The organism is Erwinia aphidicola, from assembly GCF_014773485.1.
Classification (GTDB): domain Bacteria; phylum Pseudomonadota; class Gammaproteobacteria; order Enterobacterales; family Enterobacteriaceae; genus Erwinia; species Erwinia aphidicola.
The window spans coordinates 237,243-256,221 of sequence record NZ_JACXBP010000007.1 but is presented as its reverse complement, the minus strand read 5'-3'; the positions used below and the strand labels follow the sequence as shown (position 1 = coordinate 256,221).

The window sequence follows — 18,979 nt, the reverse complement described above, 5'->3', positions numbered from 1 at the left end:
AACGCAAACGATTCACACAACTTTTTGGTCACCCGATAATGATCCCACAGATTTCCCAGGCACCCGGCCTCGTTCAACCGGTGCTGAATTTTTTGGATGCGTTAAAGCAGCACGGATTTACCGGCGATACGGCCACCAGCTATGCCGATCGGCTGATTATGTCCACCGACAACAGCATCTATCAGCTGCTGCCTGATGCTGTCCTCTTTCCCCGCTCCAGCGCCGATGTGGCCTTGATTGCCCGCCTGGCAGCTGATGAGAAATACCGTACCCTGAGCTTTACCCCGCGCGGTGGCGGCACTGGCACCAACGGACAGTCGTTAAATCAGGGTATCGTGGTCGACATGTCGCGGCATATGAAGAATATTCTCGAGATCAATGTCGAACAGGGTTGGGTAAGAGTTGAAGCTGGCGTGGTAAAAGACCAGCTCAATGCCTACCTTAAACCGTTTGGCTATTTCTTCTCCCCTGAGCTGTCGACCAGCAACCGCGCCACGCTGGGCGGTATGATTAACACCGATGCCTCCGGGCAAGGTTCGCTGGTTTACGGTAAAACCTCAGACCATGTGCTGGGGCTGAAAGCCGTGCTGCTGGGCGGTGAGGTGCTGGACACCCGCACGATGCCGGTGAGCGAGGCTGAAGTGCTGGCGCAGCAGCCGGGTGCCGAGGGTAATATTTACCGCGTGGTGCTGGATCGCTGCCGTCAGCAGCGCCAGCTGATTATCGATAAATTTCCCAAACTGAATCGCTTCCTGACGGGTTACGATCTGCGCCACGTGCTGAGCGACGATCTGCAAAACATCGATCTGACGCGCATTCTGTGCGGTGCGGAAGGGACGCTGGCCTTTATTACCGAAGCGAAGCTCGATATTACCCCGATCCCGAAAGTGCGGCGGCTGGTCAATATTAAGTATGACTCCTTCGACTCCGCGCTGCGCAATGCCCCCTTTATGGTGGAAGCGAAAGCGCTGTCGGTAGAAACCGTCGACTCGAAAGTCCTGAATCTGGCGCGTGAAGATATCGTCTGGCACTCGGTTAGCGAATTGATTACCGACGTCCCGGATAAAGAGATGCTCGGACTGAATATGGTCGAGTTCGCAGGGAATGATAAGCCGCTGATTGATGGCCAGGTTGAGGCGCTGTGCGCCCGGCTTGATACGCTGATGGCGACGCGTGAGGGCGGCGTGATTGGCTATCAGCTGTGTGATGACATCTCCGGCATTGAGCGCATCTACGGCATGCGTAAAAAGGCGGTCGGGCTATTGGGTAACGCCAAAGGCCGCGCCAAGCCAATCCCGTTTGTTGAAGATACCTGCGTGCCGCCGCACAACCTGGCGGACTATATTGTGGAGTTCCGGGCGCTGCTCGATGGGCACAATCTCAGCTATGGCATGTTTGGCCATGTCGATGCCGGGGTGCTGCACGTGCGCCCGGCGCTGGATATGTGTGACCCGCAGCAGGAGATGCTGATGAAGCAGATCTCCGACGAAGTGGTGGCGTTGACGGCTCGCTATGGCGGCCTGCTGTGGGGGGAGCATGGGAAAGGCTTCCGTGCGGAGTACAGCCCCTCCTTCTTCGGCCCGCAGCTGTATGAAGAGCTGCGCCGTATTAAAGCGGCGTTCGATCCCGCTAATCGTCTCAATCCGGGTAAAATCTGTGCGCCGCTGGGGGTGGATGATCCAATGCTGAAGGTCGATGCCGTGAAGCGGGGTACTTACGATCGCCAGATCCCGATTAACGTGCGCAGCGACTGGCGCGGCGCGATGGAGTGTAATGGCAACGGACTCTGCTTTAACTTCGATGTGAAAAGCCCGATGTGCCCGTCGATGAAGATCACCGCCAACCGTATGCACTCGCCGAAGGGGCGCGCGACGCTGACGCGTGAATGGCTGCGCCTGCTGGCGGAGCAGGGTGTGGATCCGCTGCTGCTGGAGAAACAGCTGCCGGAGCAGGGCGTCAGCCTGCGCGGGATGATCCAGCGCACGCGCAATAGCTGGCAGGCAAAACGCGGGCAGTATGACTTTTCGCACGAGGTGAAAGAGGCGATGTCAGGCTGCCTGGCGTGTAAAGCCTGCTCGACTCAGTGCCCGATTAAAATCGACGTGCCGGGCTTCCGCTCGCGCTTTCTGCAGCTCTACCACACTCGCTACCTGCGCCCGGCCAGTGACTATCTGGTGGCCACGGTAGAAAGCTATGCGCCGCTGATGGCGAAAGCGCCTAAAACCTTTAACTTCTTCCTGCGTCAGCCGTGGGTGAAATCGCTGAGCAAGCGTCATATCGGTATGGTCGATCTTCCGCTGCTCTCTTCGCCGACGCTCAAGCAGCAGCTGGCCGGGCACCGTGCGCTGAGCACCACGCTGGAAAGCCTGGAGCAGATGAGCCCGGCGCAGCGCGCCAAGCAGGTACTGGTGGTACAGGATCCCTTTACCAGCTACTACGAAGCGCAGCTGGTGGCTGATTTTGTCCAGCTGATTGAAAAGCTCGGCTACCGCGCCGTGGTGCTGCCGTTTTCACCCAACGGTAAAGCGCAGCATATCAAAGGCTTCCTGCAGCAGTTTGCGCGCACCGCAGAGAAAACCGCAGACTTCCTGAATCGGGTGGCACGCCTTGAGTTGCCAATGGTGGGTGTCGATCCGGCGCTGGTGCTGTGCTATCGCGATGAGTACCACCAGGTGCTGGGCGATAAGCGCGGCGAGTTCCAGGTTCAGCTGGTGCATGAGTGGCTACATAACGCGCTGCCTGAAGTGAACAGCACGGTGCAAGCGGCGCAGGGTGAAGTGTGGTATCTGTTTGGCCACTGCACCGAAGTGACCGCCTTGCCGGGATCGGTAAAGCAGTGGGAAAACATCTTCGCCCGCTTTGGTGCCCGGCTGGAAAATGTCAGCGTCGGCTGCTGCGGTATGGCCGGAACCTACGGCCACGAATCGAAAAATCTGCAGAACTCGCTGGGGATTTATGAGCTATCCTGGCAGCAGGCGATGCAAAAACTGCCGCGCCAGCGCTGTCTGGCGACCGGCTACTCGTGCCGCAGCCAGGTTAAGCGCATTGAAGGTAGCGGTGTGCGCCACCCTCTGCAGGCTTTACTGGAGATTATCTGATGGCTATCTGGAAACGCGCAGCCACGCTTGAGCAGCTTAATCAGCGCAGCCAGGGAACGATGGTGGCGCATATCGGCATCCGTTTCACCGCGCTGAATGAAGAGAGTATCGAGGCGCTGATGCCGGTGGATAGTCGAACCCGTCAGCCGTTCGGGCTGTTGCATGGCGGTGCTTCGGTGGTGCTGGCGGAGACGCTAGGCTCAATGGCGGGCTATCTGTGTACTGAAGGTGAGCAGCAGGTGGTTGGCCTGGAAGTCAACGCTAACCACCTGCGCTCCGCACGTGACGGTGAGGTGCGCGGAATTTGTCGAGCGGTGCATATTGGTCGCCGCCATCAGGTCTGGCAAATCGAGATTTTCGACGTTAGCGACAGATTATGCTGTACTTCTCGCTTAACCACGGCAGTAATCACGCCATAACCCCGCTTTTTGCGGGGTTTTTCCTATCGCCTGCACACGGTATACTGGTCTACAGAATCACATAATCCATGAAGCGTGCTTGACGAATTCGCTTTGCAGCAGGGTAGCTTTATCCCATTCGCCGTTCAGCGCCAGCTGATGACACAAGCGGCTCAGGGAGTGACGCGCCAGCTGCCAGGCCTGCATCCGATAGAGCCGTTCGCGTGTCGTGTCGCTTAGTTCAATAACCAGCCGTTGATGAAGTTTGCCCATTGCGTGCAGATAACTTTGATCGTCGCCGTTAAGTTGACAGAGTTCGGCCATGTCCAGACAGGTATCGTTGAACTTGCGCAGCTGTTCTATGGTGCACTCCGGGCGGTTTAATTTAGCCTGCGCCATGTAGAAATCGACGGTGATATCACGTACGGAAAATTTGTACTGATCAATTTTATGTTGCAGCCATGCACTCATCGACAGATTCATTGCTGGTTCCAGTCGCGCTAATGATAATCATTATCATATTATAACTGCGACATTATTCAATCACTGTGAGCGAATTTTTATCGATTAATGCCGCCTCTCAGAAAAATCGGTGATAACGATAAGCGGGGCGTTCAAAAGGGTTAAAATAGTTCTTATTAAGAACTAACAGGTGATAACAAAATATAAACATCTTATTTTCAATCGCTTATCTTTCGCAGGGTTCGGCTCGTGAGGCAGATCGCATTCTGTTTTTCAGGGTCTAAACTTATAAAACAGCCTCTAAAAAGCATCTTTGGCCTTTATCCCTGCAAAACAAGAGGTTGAAGTGATTCAGGTTATCACTAACATAGGGGCACTAGCCCGAAGGGCTATCGTATCGCGAGGTAAATTATGCAATCAGCAAATCCTGCCACTTTTTCTCCAGATGACTTTATCTGGAAAGGACTGACGCTAACAGACAGCGCAGCCAAACAAATCATTAACCTGACTGCCGGTGACCCTGAAATCAAGGGACTCAAGCTGGGTGTGAAGACCTCGGGCTGTGCCGGTTTCGGCTACACCATGGATATGGTGAAAGAGTCAGCGGCGGATGATCTGGTGTTCAGCCATAACGGCGCGGCGTTGATCGTGCCCCTGCAGGCGATGCCCTATATCGACGGCACGGAAGTTGATTTCGTGCGCGAAGGCCTGAACCAGATTTTCAAATTTAATAACCCTAAAGCTCAACACGCCTGCGGCTGTGGTGAGAGCTTTGGCGTTGAGTGAATACTATGTCTCGTAATACTGACGCATCTGATGATGTACAGGTTTGGGAAGGCGGCCAGCAGAAGTACAAAGAGGGCTTCTTTACCCAACTGCAAACCGAAGAGTTCGAGCACGGCATCAATGAAGATGTGGTGCGCGCCATCTCGGCCAAACGTAATGAACCTGAGTGGATGCTGGAATTCCGCCTGAAGGCATTTGCTGCCTGGCTGGAGATGGAAGAGCCACACTGGCTGAAAGCCAACTACAAAAAGCTGGATTATCAGGATTACAGCTATTACTCCGCGCCGTCCTGCGGCAACTGCGATGATAGCTGCGCCTCTGAGCCAGGGGCTACCCAGGCCTCACCCGGTGATGCGCCCAATTATCTGACGCAGGAAGTGGAAGACGCCTTTAAGCAGCTCGGTGTGCCGGTGCGTGAAGGGCAGGAAGTGGCGGTTGATGCCATCTTCGACTCCGTTTCTGTCTCTACCACCTACCGCGACAAGCTGGCGAAAGAGGGGATTATCTTCTGCTCGTTCGGCGAAGCGATTCACGATCATCCTGAACTGGTGCAGCAGTACCTCGGCACAGTGGTTCCGGCCAATGACAACTTCTTTGCCGCGCTGAACTCGGCGGTCGCCTCTGACGGCACCTTCGTTTATATCCCGAAAGGCGTGCGCTGCCCGATGGAACTGTCGACCTATTTCCGCATCAACGCGGCGAAAACCGGCCAGTTCGAACGTACCATTCTGATTGCCGATGAAGGTAGCTATGTCAGCTATATCGAAGGCTGTTCCGCACCGGTGCGCGACACCTATCAGCTGCATGCCGCAGTGGTAGAGGTCATTATCCATAAAGATGCTGAAGTGAAATATTCCACCGTGCAGAACTGGTTCTCCGGCGGCGATTCTGAAGGCGGTATCCTCAACTTTGTGACCAAGCGTGCGCTGTGTGAAGGCGAAAACAGCAAAATGTCCTGGACGCAGTCGGAAACCGGTTCGGCCATTACCTGGAAATACCCGAGCGTGATCCTGCGCGGTGATAACTCCATCGGTGAGTTCTTCTCCGTGGCGCTGACCAGCGGCCGCCAGCAGGCGGATACCGGCACCAAGATGATCCACATCGGTAAAAATACTAAATCGACCATCATCTCGAAAGGGATCTCGGCTGGAACCAGCCAGAATACCTATCGCGGCCTGGTGAAGATCATGCCGACGGCGACCAACGCCCGTAACTTCACCCAGTGCGACTCAATGCTGATTGGTGCTGAATGCGGAGCCCATACCTTCCCTTATGTGGAGGTGCGCAATAACACCGCGCAGCTGGAGCATGAAGCGACGACTTCACGCATCGGCGAAGACCAGCTGTTCTACTGCCTGCAGCGCGGGATCAGCGAAGACGATGCGATTTCGATGATTGTTAACGGCTTCTGCAAGGATGTCTTCTCGGAGCTGCCGCTGGAGTTTGCGGTGGAAGCGCAGAAACTGTTGGCGATCAGCCTGGAACACAGCGTGGGCTAACCCTGCGCGCACAAGAACTATCAACAGTGCTGGAAAGCACTGCGAAGGAAACCTTATGTTAAGCATCAAAGATTTACAGGTCAGCGTTGAAGACAAAGCTATCCTGCGTGGGTTGAATCTTGAAATCAAACCTGGGGAAGTGCACGCCATCATGGGGCCGAACGGCTCAGGGAAAAGCACGCTTTCTGCCACGCTGGCAGGACGTGAAGATTATGAAGTGACCGGCGGTTCCGTCGAGTTCAAAGGCAAAGACCTGCTGGAGCTTGACCCGGAAGAGCGCGCCGGTGAAGGCATCTTTATGGCCTTCCAGTACCCGGTTGAAATTCCAGGCGTCAGCAACCAGTTCTTCCTGCAAACCTCGGTAAACGCGGTGCGTAAATACCGCGAGCAGGAAGCGCTGGACCGTTTTGACTTCCAGGACTTTATCGAAGAGAAAATCCACCTGCTGAAAATGCCTGAAGATCTGTTGACCCGTTCGGTCAATGTGGGCTTCTCCGGCGGTGAGAAAAAGCGCAATGACATTCTGCAGATGGCGGCACTGGAGCCGGATCTGTGCATTCTGGATGAAACCGACTCCGGTCTGGACATCGATGCTCTGAAAATTGTCTCCAACGGCGTCAACAGCCTGCGCGACGGCAAGCGCTCATTTATTATCGTCACCCACTACCAGCGTATTCTTGACTACATCAAGCCCGATTTCGTCCACGTGCTGTATCAGGGCAAGATCGTTAAATCAGGGGATTTCTCACTGGTGAAACAGTTGGAGGAGCAAGGCTATGGCTGGCTTACCGACGAAGAGTGAAAACGCGCTGCAACAGTGGCATCACCTGTTTGAAACGCGCGGTGAAAACCGCTCAATGCAGGCACAACAGCACTGGCAGCAGCTGCTGCGCGTAGGCCTGCCAACGCGTAAGCAGGAAAACTGGAAATACACGCCGCTGGATCAACTGCTGGCCCACCACTTCGTGCTGCCAAAACCCGCCGTGCTGACTGCGGATGTGGTCGACGCTCAGGCGCTGGCAATTGATGCCGTGCGCCTGGTGTTTGTTGATGGCCGCTTCGCCCCTGAGCTGAGTGATGCCGAGTTTGATCTGTTTGATATTCAGGTGACTCAGGCTGCTGAGCGTCGTGAACTCGACGCACCTATCCAGCCTGAAGTGTTCCTGCATCTGACCGAGAGCCTGGCTGAAGAGGTGACTACCATTCATCTGGCGCGTGGCAAAGCTGCTGCCCGTCCGCTCTACCTGCTGCATATCAGCAGCGGCAGCGCGCAAGGTGAGATGAACACTTCGCACTATCGCCACCATTTGCAGCTGGATGAAGCGGCTGAAGCGACGGTGATTGAGCACTACCTCAGCCTGAACGCCAGCACCCACTTCACCGGGGCGCGTTTTACCGCCAACGTGGGCAATAACGCGGCGCTGACGCACTACAACCTGTGCTTTGAAGATCAGAGCAGCTACCACTTCTCACACAACGATCTGACCCTGGGCCGTGATGTGCGCGTGCAGAGCCACAGCTTCCTGTTGGGTGCCGGTCTGACCCGTCACAACACCAGCAGCAAGCTGGAAGGCGAGGGCAGCGATCTGGTGATTAACAGCCTGATGCTGCCGCTGGATAAAGAAGTGTGCGACAGCCGTACCTATCTTGAGCACAACAAAGGGTATTGTCAGAGCCGTCAGCTGCACAAAACTATCGTGCGTGACCGTGCGCGTGCCGTATTCAACGGTCATATCAAAGTGGCGAAGTACGCGCTGAAGACCGACGGGCAGATGAGCAACAACAACCTGCTGTTAGGTCGTCTGGCGGAAGTGGACACCAAACCGCAGCTGGAAATCTACGCGGATGACGTGAAGTGCGGACACGGCGCGACCATCGGTCGTATCGACGAAGAGCAGATGTTCTATCTGCGCTCGCGCGGTATCGACGAAGCCGCAGCGCAGCGCATGATCATTTACGCCTTTGCCGCTGAGCTGACCGAAGCCATCAATGATGAAACGCTGAAAGAGGCTGTGATGCAGCGCATTGCACAGCGTTTTCCTGGAGGCCTGCAATGAGTTTTGACCTGGCCCGTGTGCGGGCGGCATTCCCGTTACTGACGCGCGAGGTCAACGGGCAACCGCTGGCCTATCTCGACAGTGCCGCCAGCGCGCAGAAGCCGCAGGTCGTCATTGACGCCGAAAGTCGTTTCTACGAGCACGGCTATGCCGCTGTGCATCGTGGTATCCATACGCTGAGCGCGGAAGCGACCACCGAGATGGAAAACGTGCGCGTACAGGCAGCACAGTTTCTCAACGCTGCCTCAGCGGAAGAGATTGTGTTTGTTAAAGGCACCACCGAAGCGATTAATCTGGTAGCCAGCAGCTGGGGCGGCAGTCAGCTGCAGCCAGGCGACAACATCATCATCACGGAGATGGAGCATCACGCCAACATCGTACCGTGGCAGATGGTGGCTGAGCGTACCGGCGCGGAAGTGCGTTTTATCCCGCTGACCGCCAATGGCGAGCTGGACGTTGCGCAGCTCCCTGCGCTGATGGACAGCCGTACGCGCATGCTGGCCGTGACTCACGTCTCCAACGTGTTGGGCACTGAAAACCCGGTAAAAACGCTGGTGGCTCAGGCCAGGGCGGCGGGTGTTGCGACTCTGATCGACGGCGCACAGGCGATTATGCATCAGCAGGTCGACGTGCAGGATCTGGACTGTGATTTCTATGTCTTCTCCGGGCATAAAATTTACGGCCCGACCGGTATTGGTATTCTGTATGGCCGCAAAGCCCTGCTGGACCAGATGCCACCGTGGGAAGGGGGCGGATCGATGATCGCCACCGTCAGCCTGACGAAAGGCACCACTTACGCCGCCGCGCCGTGGCGCTTCGAAGCTGGCTCACCGAACACCGGCGCTATCATTGGTCTGGGTGCTGCGCTGAAGTGGGTGAGTGAACTGGGGCTGGAGGTCATTGCCGAGCGCGAGCAGCAGCTGATGCACTATGCACTGGAAAAACTGGCCACGGTGCCGGATCTGGTGATCTATGGTCCACGTCAGCGTTCCGGCGTCATTGCCTTTAACCTCGGCAAGCATCACGCTTTTGACGTTGGCAGCTTCCTCGATCAGTACGGCATCGCTATTCGTACCGGCCACCACTGCGCCATGCCGCTGATGCACCACTATCAGGTGCCGGCAATGTGTCGCGCCTCGTTTGTGCTGTATAATAGCGAAGATGAGGTCGACCGTCTGGTCGCAGGTTTAATACGTATTCACCGTTTGCTGGGTTAAGTTTCAACCCGCACCGACCCGCAGGGGCGAGGCATGCCTCGCCCCTTCGTTTTTAAGTGAGGAAGCAATGGCAACTCTGCCAGATAAAGACAAGCTGGTGCGCAACTTTAACCGCTGCGCCAACCAGGAAGAAAAGTATCTCTACATCATTGAATTAGGCGCACGCCTGCCAGAATCGTCTGATTCCCTGCAGCAGCCGGAAAATATCGTACCCGGCTGTCAGAGCCAGGTGTGGATAGTGGTTGATACCGATGCAAGTGGCTGTGTGCGCCTGCAGGGCGACAGCGATGCCGCGCTGGTTAAGGGCCTCATTGCTATCGTTTTTGCTCTCTATCAGAAGATGACGCCGCAGGAGATTGTCGACTTCGACGTGCGCCCGTGGTTCGCCGATCTCTCCCTGACGCAGCAGCTCACCCCATCCCGCTCGCAGGGGCTGGAAGCCATGATTCGTGCCATACGTCAGAAAGCGCTGATTTTAACTCAGGGCTGAGTTGCTACACTACCCGGTAAGCACCCCACGAACGGGGTGCTCTCTCTACCTATAACCGGGAAACGCGCATGAAACCTCTGTCTCGCTTTGCTGCAGCTTTTACGCTCACCTTCCTTGCCGGGGCGCACAACGCCAGCGCAACTGAATACCCTTTACCCCCTGCCGACAGCCGCCTGATTGGTGAGAACACCACTTACGTCGTCCCCAACGACGGCCAGCCGCTGGAAGCCGTGGCGGCGAAATATAAAATCGGGCTGCTCGGCATGCTGGAAGCCAACCCGGGTACCGACCCGTGGCTACCCAAAGCGGGCAGCGAACTGACCATCCCTACCCAGATGCTGCTGCCGGACACTAAGCGTGAAGGCATTGTGGTGAACGTTGCGGAACTGCGCCTCTACTATTACCCGAAAGATGAAAACCGCGTGATCGTCTATCCGATCGGTATCGGCCAGCTGGGGGCGAACACGCCGGCGATGGTCACCAGCATCAGCCAGAAAATCCCCAATCCGACCTGGACACCCACGCCAAACATCCGTAAGCGCTACGCGGCCGAAGGCAAGAGCCTGCCGGTGACCGTGCCTGCCGGGCCGGATAATCCAATGGGGCTGTATGCGCTGCGTCTGGCCTACGGCCAGCAGCACTACCTGATCCACGGCACCAACGCTGATTTTGGCATCGGGATGCGCGTCAGCTCCGGCTGCATCCGCCTGCGGCCAGATGATATTGAGGCGCTGTTTAATAGCGTCCCGAAAGGTACGCGCGTGCAGATTATCAACCAGCCGGTGAAATATGCGGTGGAACCGGACGGCAAACGCTATCTGGAGGTGCATCAACCGCTGTCGCACAGTGAAAAAGACGATCCGCAAACCATGCCGATTACGCTGACCGCAGCGGCGAAGAAGTTCATGCAGAATGCTGACGCTGACAGGGCGATGATCAAAACTGCCATGACGCGCCGCTCAGGTATGCCGGTGCTGGTCAACAAAGGGGAGAAAGCCGGAACGGAGGATACTGTGCCTGCTGTAGCGCAGCAGACGCCTTCTGCTACGTCCTCCAGTGCACCTGCGACTGTGTCTCAGGTCGGGGAATAAATCGCTTAGCGTGGCTGAGATTGCGTTTAGCAGCAGGGGCTGGAAGCAAGCCGTGGAAGGCCCCGAAACGCAGGCAAAAAAAATGGCGCACTAAGTGCGCCATTTTTAAACCAGAACTCTTACTTACGGTAAGAGTGAGCCTGGTTGTCCAGACGCTGGTTAGCGCGTGCTGCGTCATCTTTAGCAGCCTGAACGTCAGAACGGATTGCGTTCACGTCGTTGCTCAGCTGGTCAACTTTAGCGTTCAGAGTCTGAACGTCGGTAGACAGCTGGTCGATTTTAGCGTTGCTTGAGCAACCAGCCAGCAGAGTTGAACCCAGGATTACCGCGCCCAGTACCAGTTTAGTACGATTCATTATTAATACCCTCTAGATTAAGTTAATCTCCATGTAGCGTTACAAGTATTACACAAAGTATTTTCTAATGAGAATAATTTTTTGATGAGAACGTGCTTAAATTTGATCGTTCGCTCAAAGAAGCATCTTCTTTTGGCGTTTTGGCAAAAAACGCCGCGAAAACAGGCAATTTTAATCGGACTGCTCTTAGATTTAGCGGTGATTAAATCGTTAATTTCGATTGGAGACTTTGTGAAATTAGCCTACGCAAGTTGTAAAAAAAGCGCCACTCAGGGCGCTTTTTTAATGCAAGTCGTAAATTTATATTACAGAACGTGCACGGACGCAGTGTTAGTGGTTCCGCTTGGCACCAGGGCACCAGAAACCATGACCACCACTTCGCCTTTCAGCGCATAGCCGCTGGCGATAGCGGCTTCTTTCCCGAGGCGGTAGAAATCGTCTGTTGAAGCAATTTCGTTCACCACAGAAGTGACAATGCCTTTGCTCAGCAGCAGCTGACGGGCAGTCTGAGGGTTAGTCGTCAGCGCCAGGATAGTCGCATTCGGGAAGTATTTACGAATGGATTTCGCTGACTTGCCGCCCTCTGTCGCCACGACAATCAGCGGTGACTCGAGTTTCTCTGCGGTTTCAACGGCACCACGGCAAACCGCTTCAGTGATACGCATTTTGCGGTTGTCGTGCTGAGAGTCGATACGGCTCTTCATCACGCGGTCAGTACGCTCACAGATGGTCGCCATGATAGTGACGGACTCCAGCGGGTATTTCCCTTTGGCGCTCTCACCAGACAGCATTACGGCGTCAGTGCCGTCGAGAATGGCGTTCGCCACGTCGCCCGCTTCAGCGCGGGTAGGGCGTGGGTTTTTGATCATCGAATCGAGCATCTGGGTCGCGGTGATCACCACTTTACGAGCACGATTACATTTTTTGATCATCATCTTCTGCGCGAAGATCACTTCTTCAACCGGGATCTCAACGCCGAGGTCACCGCGGGCCACCATGATGCCGTCAGAAGCATCAAGGATCTCGTCGAAGTTGTTCAGGCCTTCCTGGTTTTCGATTTTGGAGATGATCTGAATGTGCTCGCCGCCGTGGGCTTTCAGGTGCTCACGGATTTCGATTACGTCTGAACGCTTACGGATAAAGGAGGCAGCGACGAAGTCGACACCCTGCTCGCAGCCGAAGATCAGGTCACGCTTATCTTTTTCAGCCAGCGCTGGCAGCTGAATTGAAACGCCCGGCAGGTTAACGCCTTTATTTTCGCCCAGGTCGCCATTGTTCAGCACTTTACACACGACGGTGCTTTCGGTGACTTCTGTCACTTCCATACCGATCAGACCATCGTCCACCAGCACGGTGTTACCGATTTTCAGGTCGGCAGCAAAGCCCGGATAGGTTACTGCAACGGTATTGGTGTTACCAATAACAGACTGGTCGGTGGTGAAGGTGAAGGTCTGGCCCGCTTTCAGGGAAGCGTCATTGCCGCCTTCCAGTTTCATGGTGCGGATTTCAGGGCCCTTGGTGTCTAACAGAATAGCGGCCTGATGACCGCTTTTGCTCATAACATTACGCAGGTTGGTAATGCGCTGACCATGCTCTTCATAATTCCCGTGGGAAAAGTTCAGACGCATCACGTTCATGCCGGCATCAAGCAGGTTAGTCAGCATCTCTTCAGATTCGGTTTTTGGACCGATAGTACAAACGATCTTAGTCTTTTTCATGACGATTTATCTATTAAGTTGTGATGGATGATAAAGAGGGATCCCGGCGGTGTCTCCACCGGAAGAGAAATTTGGCGCTTCAGGCGAACGGCAATACTGAGTAAGGATAGGTGACAGAATTAAAGCGTGCAGGGTAAGTTGAGACGCGGTTTCGGCGCAGGCGCAGCAGGACGTTGCGCAACAGGTACTTGTTATAAAATGAGGGGCAACCATACGCTGAAACCATTCAAGTGAAACAACGTTCCGTATTATAGTCGCTAAGTGTGCGAAAACCAATTAAAAAGCGTTAAATCCGCTGACAGGATGATACGCATCAATTTCGTTGCGCAAACGGTCACTGGTCAGGAATTTGGTAGTTGTTTAGCGGGTGTACTACAGAGGGGAGGAGAAATTGGTGCGTTCTAGAGGACTCGAACCTCCGACCCCCACCATGTCAAGGTGGTGCTCTAACCAACTGAGCTAAGAACGCTTTTATTTATCTTTTACGCCATCACTGCATTGTGCTGACGAAAATCTTTTGCAAAGACAGTGTCCTGCTTAAACAAAAGATAGTGGTGCGTCTGAATGGACTCGAACCATCGACCCCCACCATGTCAAGGTGGTGCTCTAACCAACTGAGCTACAGACGCACTGTGCTGTCTGGGTGACAGCGGGGACGAATATTAACGGCACTGCGCACGCCTGGCAAGGAGAAAAAAGGTTTTTTCCTGCTGATTGCTGCGCATCTGTGCGAAGCGCAGCAATTTTAATCATTCAGGCGCGAAATATGCCTAAAAATTAGCGCGCTGCGCGTCGCAGAATGCGCTCAGCAGGTTGACTCTGCATACGCAAGATGCGCCAAATCATCAGCACCGCCGATGAGGTCAGACCGATAATAAAGCCGGTCCAGAATCCGGCAGGACCCATCGCGGGCACCACCAGGTCGGTCATCGCCAGAATGTAACCACTCGGCAGGCCGAGGATCCAATAGGCGGTAAACGTGATAAAGAAGATAGCGCGCGTATCTTTATACCCGCGCAGAATACCGCTACCGATCACTTGAATAGAGTCCGAGAACTGATACACCGCAGCGAGGAACATCAGCTGCGCAGCCAGCGTAACCACCTCCGGGTTATCGGTATACAGCAGGGCGATCTGTTCGCGGAAGGTGACGGTAAACAGCGCGGTCAGGCAGGCCATGCCAATACCCACCGCCTGGCCGGTCCAGGCTGCCACGCGCGCCTGCTCGACAGAGCCCTGACCCAGTTTGAAACCAATACGGATGGTGGTGGCTGCCGCCAGCGACAGCGGCAGTACAAACATCAGGGAACTGAAGTTCAGCGCGATCTGGTGCCCGGCGACTTTAACAATCCCCATCGGCGAGACCAGCAGGGCGACCACGGCGAACAGGGTGACCTCAAAGAACAGCGCCAGCGCCACGGGCAGGCCGAGGCCAGCCAGGCGGCGTATCACTTTCCAGTCGGGACCGGTATGGCTGACTGGCTTGCGAATATCGCGCATTGACTTAGCGCGGTTCACCCACGCCTTCATGGCAATAAACATCACCCAGTAAACGGAAGCCGTGGCAACGCCGCAGCCGACGCCGCCCAGGGCGGGCATGCCGAAATGACCATAGATAAAGATGTAGTTAACCGGAATGTTCACCAGCAGGCCGAGGAAGCCCATCACCATACCCGGCTTGGTTTTAGACAGACCTTCACACTGATTACGCGCGACCTGGAAAAACAGGTAGCCAGGGGCGCCCCACAATAAAGCATGCAGGTAACCAATCGCCTTTTCGGCGAGCAGCGGATCAACGTTGTGCATCGCGCCAATCAGATAACCGGCGTTATACAGCACCAGCATGATCAGCACCGAGACCATCCCGGCCAGCCAGTAACCCTGGCGCACCTGATGGCCAATACGATCGCGGCGGCCAGAGCCATTCAGCTGTGCGATAACCGGCGTTAGCGACAGCAACAGGCCGTGACCAAAGAGAATAGAGGGTAACCAGATTGAGGTTCCCACGGCAACGGCGGCCATATCCGTGGCGCTGACGGCACCGGCCATTACTGTATCAACGAAGCCCATGGCGGTTTGCGCAACTTGCGCAAGGATCACCGGAATAGCCAGGGCCAATAACTGACGCGCCTCTGAGAGGTACTTCTGCACGCATACACCTTATATATTATCGGGAGGGGAGCCACTGCTGATGAAAAAGTCGACACATTTTTGCAATGTCAGTAGAGCAGGTGGTCCAGTTTAATGTTGATAGTAGAAATAGCCAATCTTATGCATAAAAAATAGCTCTTTGTGTCACGCAATTGTGCGGGAGTTTATTTGGCTTTGCTACGATGCCAGGGCAAACTAAGCGCAGAGAAAACACATTGATTGAGGCAACAGTTATGTTTACCGGTATTGTGCAGGGCACCGCAGAGGTGCTGGCAATTGAAGAGAAACCCAATTTTCGTACCCATGTGATTAAAATGCCGGAGGCATTGTTGCCAGGGCTGGAGCTGGGTGCATCGGTTTCCCATAACGGCTGCTGCCTGACGGTGACCGACGTTGATGGCGATCGTGTCAGCTTTGATCTGGTCAAAGAAACCCTGCGCATCACTAACCTCGGCGATCTGCAGGTGGGTGATACGGTGAACGTTGAACGCGCGGCGAAATTCAGCGATGAAATCGGCGGCCACCTGATGTCGGGTCATATCATGACGACGGCTGAAATCAGTAAAATTCTCACCTCAGAGAACAATCGTGAAATCTGGTTTAAACCGCAGGATGCCAGCCAGATGAAATACATTCTGCATAAAGGATTTATTGGCATCGACGGTATTAGTCTGACCGTGGGCGAAGTCACGCGCACCAAATTCTGTGTGCATTTGATCCCGGAAACGCTGGCGCGCACCACGCTGGGCAATAAGCGTCTGGGCCATAAGGTCAATATTGAGATCGACCCCCATACGCAGGCGATTGTTGAAACCGTAGAACGTGTTCTGGCGCAGCGCGAGGCCGCGCTGCTGGCTGCGGCAGTAGCTGAACAGCAGGAAGAGATTTAAAGCCATTATAAAGGGCGACTGATTGTCGCCCTTAGACACTTTTAGCGCGCTACGCGTAATCCGCCTTCCGCTCCGTGAGTAAATACCACCTGCCAAAGCTGAATATCCCTGGCGCGAAACGCCCCGGCACAGCAGTTAAGGTAGTAGGTAAACATCCGTTTAAAGCGCTCACCGTATTTTTCCGCCAGTTCCGGCCATGCTGCGAGAAATCGCTGATACCACGCCATCAGCGTAAGATCGTAATCCGCCCCGATATTATGCCAGTCTTCCATAACGAAGTGAGGCTCGCTGGCTTGTGCAATATGCAGCACCGACGGCAGGCACCCGTTGGGGAAGATATATTTATTGATCCAGGCATCGACATTGTCGTTGGTGCGATTTGCACCGATGGTATGCAGCAGGAACAGACCGTCAGGTTTTAAATTACGATCCACGACTTCAAAATAGGTGGCGTAATTTTTGGGGCCAACGTGTTCAAACATCCCTACCGAAACAATGCGGTCAAACTGTTGGTTCAGATCGCGATAATCCTGCAGCAAAATAGTGACGTCCAGCCCCTCACAGCGCTGTTGAGCCAGCTTCTGCTGTTCGGCTGAAATCGTCACGCCGAACACCTTTACCCCAAAGTTGCGCGCGGCGTATTCAGCCAGGCCTCCCCAGCCACAGCCGATGTCCAGCAGCGACATACCCGGTTCGAGCTGGAGCTTTTCGCAAATCATCTGCAGCTTAGCCTGCTGTGCCTGTTCCAGCGTTTCCGCTTCTTTCCAGTAACCGCAGGAGTATTGCATGAAGGGGTCCAGCATGCGGGTGAACAGATCGTTCCCCAAATCATAATGCTCTTTACCCACTATCCATGCCCGCTTACGCGATTGCAGATTGGTCAGACGTGCGGCGGCGACACGCAAAGTATCGCGAAAATGATGAGGAAGTTGTTGATCGAGGTGAGCCTTCAAAACGCGCTGGAAAAAGATATCCAGCCTTTCACATTCCCACCAGCCATCCATGTAGCTTTCGCCCAGCCCCAGCGATCCTTCCTGCATCACGCGCTTGAAGAACTCAGGGTTGAGGACCTGGATGTCCCAGGGATGGGAACCGTTAATTTGAATGTCTGCTTTGCTTAACATTTCCTGGACGATTCGATACCACTGGTTGTCCCCCAGGCTCACTTCTTCTATACACGATGAACTCATAGCTTCTCCATCACCCTGTGTGATTGAAACCTGAGAAATAGAATAGTCAATTTCTACAGATCTGTGAGAAAACGCACGGCAAAAACCGTGGCCTGATATCCGACGTAAAAAAGAGGATTGATTTGAAACCTGTAGAGGCCGTAACGAATGTCACGCGGAAGAACATCATGACAGCCTTGTCAGGATCTCAATACCAGGAAAGCGCCGTAGGCGTTCCCCGCTTAAAATGTTGTTAACTTATTATTTTATGGTGCCTCACGGAGTATATGCTCACGTGAGGCAATATTCAATTCATTATTGTTAGGGTGCTAACTAAATGATTTGCTACCACTTAGCCCTGTTGGGAGGCATTTTCCCACTGGCGTTTTTTATCAGCGGAGCGTTGTAAAATATAGCCGAAAATTGCCAGTAAAATAGTCAGCAACATCACTAACGCGGTGGTGTGGAGTGCCGTCTCAATCCAGGTCGATACCGCCAGGCTAGCCAGGAAGCACAAACCCAGCTGCAACATATTCTGTAATGCTGCTGCTTTGCCGGTTGCCTGCGGGAAGGGCAGCAGGGCATTAGAGACAACAATCGGATAAATCGCACCGTTAGCCATCGCCATGCCGCAGAACGGCAGCAGCAGCGCAAACAGAGAAGGTTCGGCCTGCTGAGCAACCAGATAAAGCCCGGCAATACTCAGGCTGTAAAACGCCAGCAGCCAGGGCAACAGCTGACGGCCGGCAAAGTGATTCAGCAGTGAACGACAGCTAAACCCACCGATCAGGAAGGCGGCAGTTTGCGGCACGTAGCTCAGACCGATATCCGCGGGTGACAGGCCTAATTTTCCCAGAATAAACGGTGAGCCGGTCAGCCACGCAAAAAAACTCGCTGAACAGGCGGCATAAATTGCCACATTGCCGCTGTAAATGGGTGACTTCAGCAGAGTGAAGAAGCCCGGAGTGACGGTTTTAGGTGCGCGATGGTCGGTTACCGGGCGTGCAGGCAGGCGCAGGGTGGGGATGATCAAACCGATGCTAATCACCAGCAGCGCGACGAAGATCGATCGCCAGGAAAAGTGCTGCAGTAGCCACGCCCCCAGCAGCGGCGCCAGCGCGGGCGAAAGAGCAACCAGCGGCATGATAGTGGCAAAAACGCGATTGGCACGCGCTCCACTGTAGCGGTCTACCACCAGTGCCTGCCAGCTTACCGCCGCAGCACAGACGCCAACGGCCTGAACAAAGCGCATCGCCAGCAGCCATGGGGCAGAGTTCACCCACAGCATTGCCGCGCAGCCAATGGCAAACAGGCTCAGGCCCATCAGCAGCACGGGTTTACGGCCAATGCGGTCGGAGAGTGGCCCCCAGATAAGCTGTGCGCAGGCGAAACCGGCGAGAAATATACTCAAGCTGGCGCTGATGGCACCCGCTTCACTGCCCAGGTCTTGCTGCATCACGCCAAATGCGGGCAGGTACATATCGGTAGCAAGGAAACCCAGCATGCTGAGCAGTGCCAGGTAAATCATAAAGCCTTTGGATCGCATTGTTTTAACTCTTATCAGACAAATTTTTCACCGACGCAGTGTAATAGAGTG

Annotated in this window: 16 protein-coding genes and 2 tRNA genes; 10 read left to right on the top strand and 8 right to left on the bottom strand. The window is 54.7% G+C overall.

What is annotated here, in order from left to right; all coding sequences use genetic code 11:
* Positions 1 to 38: 38 nt before the first annotated feature.
* On the top strand, positions 39 to 3,098 hold the full coding sequence (gene ydiJ / locus ID864_RS17995) for a D-2-hydroxyglutarate dehydrogenase YdiJ (protein ID WP_191150028.1): 3,060 nt from the start codon (positions 39 to 41) through the stop codon (positions 3,096 to 3,098).
* Positions 3,098 to 3,517 (top strand): hotdog fold thioesterase, encoded by a 420-nt coding sequence (locus ID864_RS17990; RefSeq protein WP_048916177.1) that lies wholly within the window; start codon positions 3,098 to 3,100, stop codon positions 3,515 to 3,517. Before ydiJ ends, ID864_RS17990 begins: the two co-directional genes overlap by 1 nt.
* 57 nt (positions 3,518 to 3,574) lie before the next feature.
* On the opposite strand, the gene ID864_RS17985 is transcribed toward ID864_RS17990, so the two are convergent.
* On the bottom strand, positions 3,575 to 3,979 hold the full coding sequence (locus ID864_RS17985; RefSeq protein ID WP_048916176.1) for a hypothetical protein: 405 nt from the start codon (positions 3,977 to 3,979) through the stop codon (positions 3,575 to 3,577).
* A 390-nt stretch (positions 3,980 to 4,369) separates the two neighbouring features.
* Between ID864_RS17985 and sufA the strand changes: the two genes are divergently transcribed.
* The 7 genes from sufA to ID864_RS17950 all read left to right on the top strand — a co-directional run bounded on the left by sufA (position 4,370) and on the right by ID864_RS17950 (position 11,098).
* On the top strand, positions 4,370 to 4,744 hold the full coding sequence (gene sufA, locus ID864_RS17980; RefSeq protein WP_048916175.1) for a Fe-S cluster assembly scaffold SufA: 375 nt from the start codon (positions 4,370 to 4,372) through the stop codon (positions 4,742 to 4,744).
* A 5-nt stretch (positions 4,745 to 4,749) separates the two neighbouring features.
* Complete coding sequence (sufB, locus tag ID864_RS17975) at positions 4,750 to 6,243, top strand: Fe-S cluster assembly protein SufB (protein ID WP_048916174.1); 1,494 nt, start codon at positions 4,750 to 4,752, stop codon at positions 6,241 to 6,243.
* A gap of 55 nt (positions 6,244 to 6,298) precedes the next feature.
* Positions 6,299 to 7,045 carry a Fe-S cluster assembly ATPase SufC gene (gene sufC / locus ID864_RS17970; protein WP_048916173.1) on the top strand — a complete coding sequence of 249 codons (747 nt, stop codon included), beginning with the start codon at positions 6,299 to 6,301 and terminating at the stop codon, positions 7,043 to 7,045.
* Positions 7,020 to 8,300: a Fe-S cluster assembly protein SufD gene (gene sufD, locus ID864_RS17965; RefSeq protein WP_048916172.1), complete on the top strand. Its 1,281-nt coding sequence runs from the start codon at positions 7,020 to 7,022 to the stop codon at positions 8,298 to 8,300. The genes sufC and sufD overlap by 26 nt, the downstream gene beginning before the upstream one ends.
* Positions 8,297 to 9,517, top strand: coding sequence for a cysteine desulfurase SufS (gene sufS / locus ID864_RS17960; protein ID WP_191150027.1), 1,221 nt, complete (start codon positions 8,297 to 8,299; stop codon positions 9,515 to 9,517). Before sufD ends, sufS begins: the two co-directional genes overlap by 4 nt.
* 67 nt (positions 9,518 to 9,584) lie before the next feature.
* On the top strand, positions 9,585 to 10,007 hold the full coding sequence (sufE, locus tag ID864_RS17955) for a cysteine desulfuration protein SufE (RefSeq protein ID WP_048916170.1): 423 nt from the start codon (positions 9,585 to 9,587) through the stop codon (positions 10,005 to 10,007).
* Between the two features lie 68 nt (positions 10,008 to 10,075).
* A complete protein-coding gene (locus ID864_RS17950; protein WP_048916169.1) occupies positions 10,076 to 11,098 on the top strand; it encodes a L,D-transpeptidase family protein in 1,023 nt (340 codons plus the stop codon).
* 119 nt (positions 11,099 to 11,217) lie between these two features.
* Here the strand turns inward: ID864_RS17950 and ID864_RS17945 are convergent, their stop codons facing one another.
* The 5 genes from ID864_RS17945 to mdtK all read right to left on the bottom strand — a co-directional run bounded on the left by ID864_RS17945 (position 11,218) and on the right by mdtK (position 15,323).
* On the bottom strand, positions 11,218 to 11,454 hold the full coding sequence (locus ID864_RS17945) for a major outer membrane lipoprotein (protein ID WP_016169824.1): 237 nt from the start codon (positions 11,452 to 11,454) through the stop codon (positions 11,218 to 11,220).
* Between the two features lie 305 nt (positions 11,455 to 11,759).
* On the bottom strand, positions 11,760 to 13,172 hold the full coding sequence (pykF, locus tag ID864_RS17940; RefSeq protein WP_048916168.1) for a pyruvate kinase PykF: 1,413 nt from the start codon (positions 13,170 to 13,172) through the stop codon (positions 11,760 to 11,762).
* 392 nt (positions 13,173 to 13,564) lie between these two features.
* A tRNA-Val gene (locus tag ID864_RS17935) sits at positions 13,565 to 13,641 on the bottom strand.
* An 83-nt stretch (positions 13,642 to 13,724) separates the two neighbouring features.
* Positions 13,725 to 13,801: transfer RNA gene (locus ID864_RS17930), tRNA-Val, on the bottom strand.
* Between the two features lie 148 nt (positions 13,802 to 13,949).
* Positions 13,950 to 15,323, bottom strand: coding sequence for an MdtK family multidrug efflux MATE transporter (gene mdtK, locus ID864_RS17925; RefSeq protein ID WP_048916167.1), 1,374 nt, complete (start codon positions 15,321 to 15,323; stop codon positions 13,950 to 13,952).
* Positions 15,324 to 15,556: 233 nt separating this feature from the next.
* Between mdtK and ID864_RS17920 the strand changes: the two genes are divergently transcribed.
* Positions 15,557 to 16,213 (top strand): riboflavin synthase, encoded by a 657-nt coding sequence (locus ID864_RS17920; protein WP_048916166.1) that lies wholly within the window; start codon positions 15,557 to 15,559, stop codon positions 16,211 to 16,213.
* Positions 16,214 to 16,254: 41 nt separating this feature from the next.
* Here the strand turns inward: ID864_RS17920 and cfa are convergent, their stop codons facing one another.
* Positions 16,255 to 17,403 (bottom strand): cyclopropane fatty acyl phospholipid synthase, encoded by a 1,149-nt coding sequence (cfa, locus tag ID864_RS17915; RefSeq protein WP_099754898.1) that lies wholly within the window; start codon positions 17,401 to 17,403, stop codon positions 16,255 to 16,257.
* Positions 17,404 to 17,734: 331 nt separating this feature from the next.
* The gene (punC, locus tag ID864_RS17910; RefSeq protein WP_048916164.1) at positions 17,735 to 18,928 is read right to left on the bottom strand and encodes a purine nucleoside transporter PunC; all 1,194 of its coding nucleotides are present in this window, start codon (positions 18,926 to 18,928) and stop codon (positions 17,735 to 17,737) included.
* Positions 18,929 to 18,979 lie beyond the last annotated feature (51 nt).

What these genes read in the sequence shown, in the direction of transcription:
- ydiJ (WP_191150028.1), top strand. Translation starts at nt 39, where the DNA reads ATGATCCCACAGATTTCCCAGGCACCCGGCCTCGTTCAACCGGTGCTG.
- ID864_RS17990 (WP_048916177.1), top strand. Translation starts at nt 3,098, where the DNA reads ATGGCTATCTGGAAACGCGCAGCCACGCTTGAGCAGCTTAATCAGCGC.
- ID864_RS17985 (WP_048916176.1), bottom strand. Translation starts at nt 3,979, where the DNA reads ATGAATCTGTCGATGAGTGCATGGCTGCAACATAAAATTGATCAGTAC.
- sufA (WP_048916175.1), top strand. Translation starts at nt 4,370, where the DNA reads ATGCAATCAGCAAATCCTGCCACTTTTTCTCCAGATGACTTTATCTGG.
- sufB (WP_048916174.1), top strand. Translation starts at nt 4,750, where the DNA reads ATGTCTCGTAATACTGACGCATCTGATGATGTACAGGTTTGGGAAGGC.
- sufC (WP_048916173.1), top strand. Translation starts at nt 6,299, where the DNA reads ATGTTAAGCATCAAAGATTTACAGGTCAGCGTTGAAGACAAAGCTATC.
- sufD (WP_048916172.1), top strand. Translation starts at nt 7,020, where the DNA reads ATGGCTGGCTTACCGACGAAGAGTGAAAACGCGCTGCAACAGTGGCAT.
- sufS (WP_191150027.1), top strand. Translation starts at nt 8,297, where the DNA reads ATGAGTTTTGACCTGGCCCGTGTGCGGGCGGCATTCCCGTTACTGACG.
- sufE (WP_048916170.1), top strand. Translation starts at nt 9,585, where the DNA reads ATGGCAACTCTGCCAGATAAAGACAAGCTGGTGCGCAACTTTAACCGC.
- ID864_RS17950 (WP_048916169.1), top strand. Translation starts at nt 10,076, where the DNA reads ATGAAACCTCTGTCTCGCTTTGCTGCAGCTTTTACGCTCACCTTCCTT.
- ID864_RS17945 (WP_016169824.1), bottom strand. Translation starts at nt 11,454, where the DNA reads ATGAATCGTACTAAACTGGTACTGGGCGCGGTAATCCTGGGTTCAACT.
- pykF (WP_048916168.1), bottom strand. Translation starts at nt 13,172, where the DNA reads ATGAAAAAGACTAAGATCGTTTGTACTATCGGTCCAAAAACCGAATCT.
- ID864_RS17920 (WP_048916166.1), top strand. Translation starts at nt 15,557, where the DNA reads ATGTTTACCGGTATTGTGCAGGGCACCGCAGAGGTGCTGGCAATTGAA.
- cfa (WP_099754898.1), bottom strand. Translation starts at nt 17,403, where the DNA reads ATGAGTTCATCGTGTATAGAAGAAGTGAGCCTGGGGGACAACCAGTGG.
- punC (WP_048916164.1), bottom strand. Translation starts at nt 18,928, where the DNA reads ATGCGATCCAAAGGCTTTATGATTTACCTGGCACTGCTCAGCATGCTG.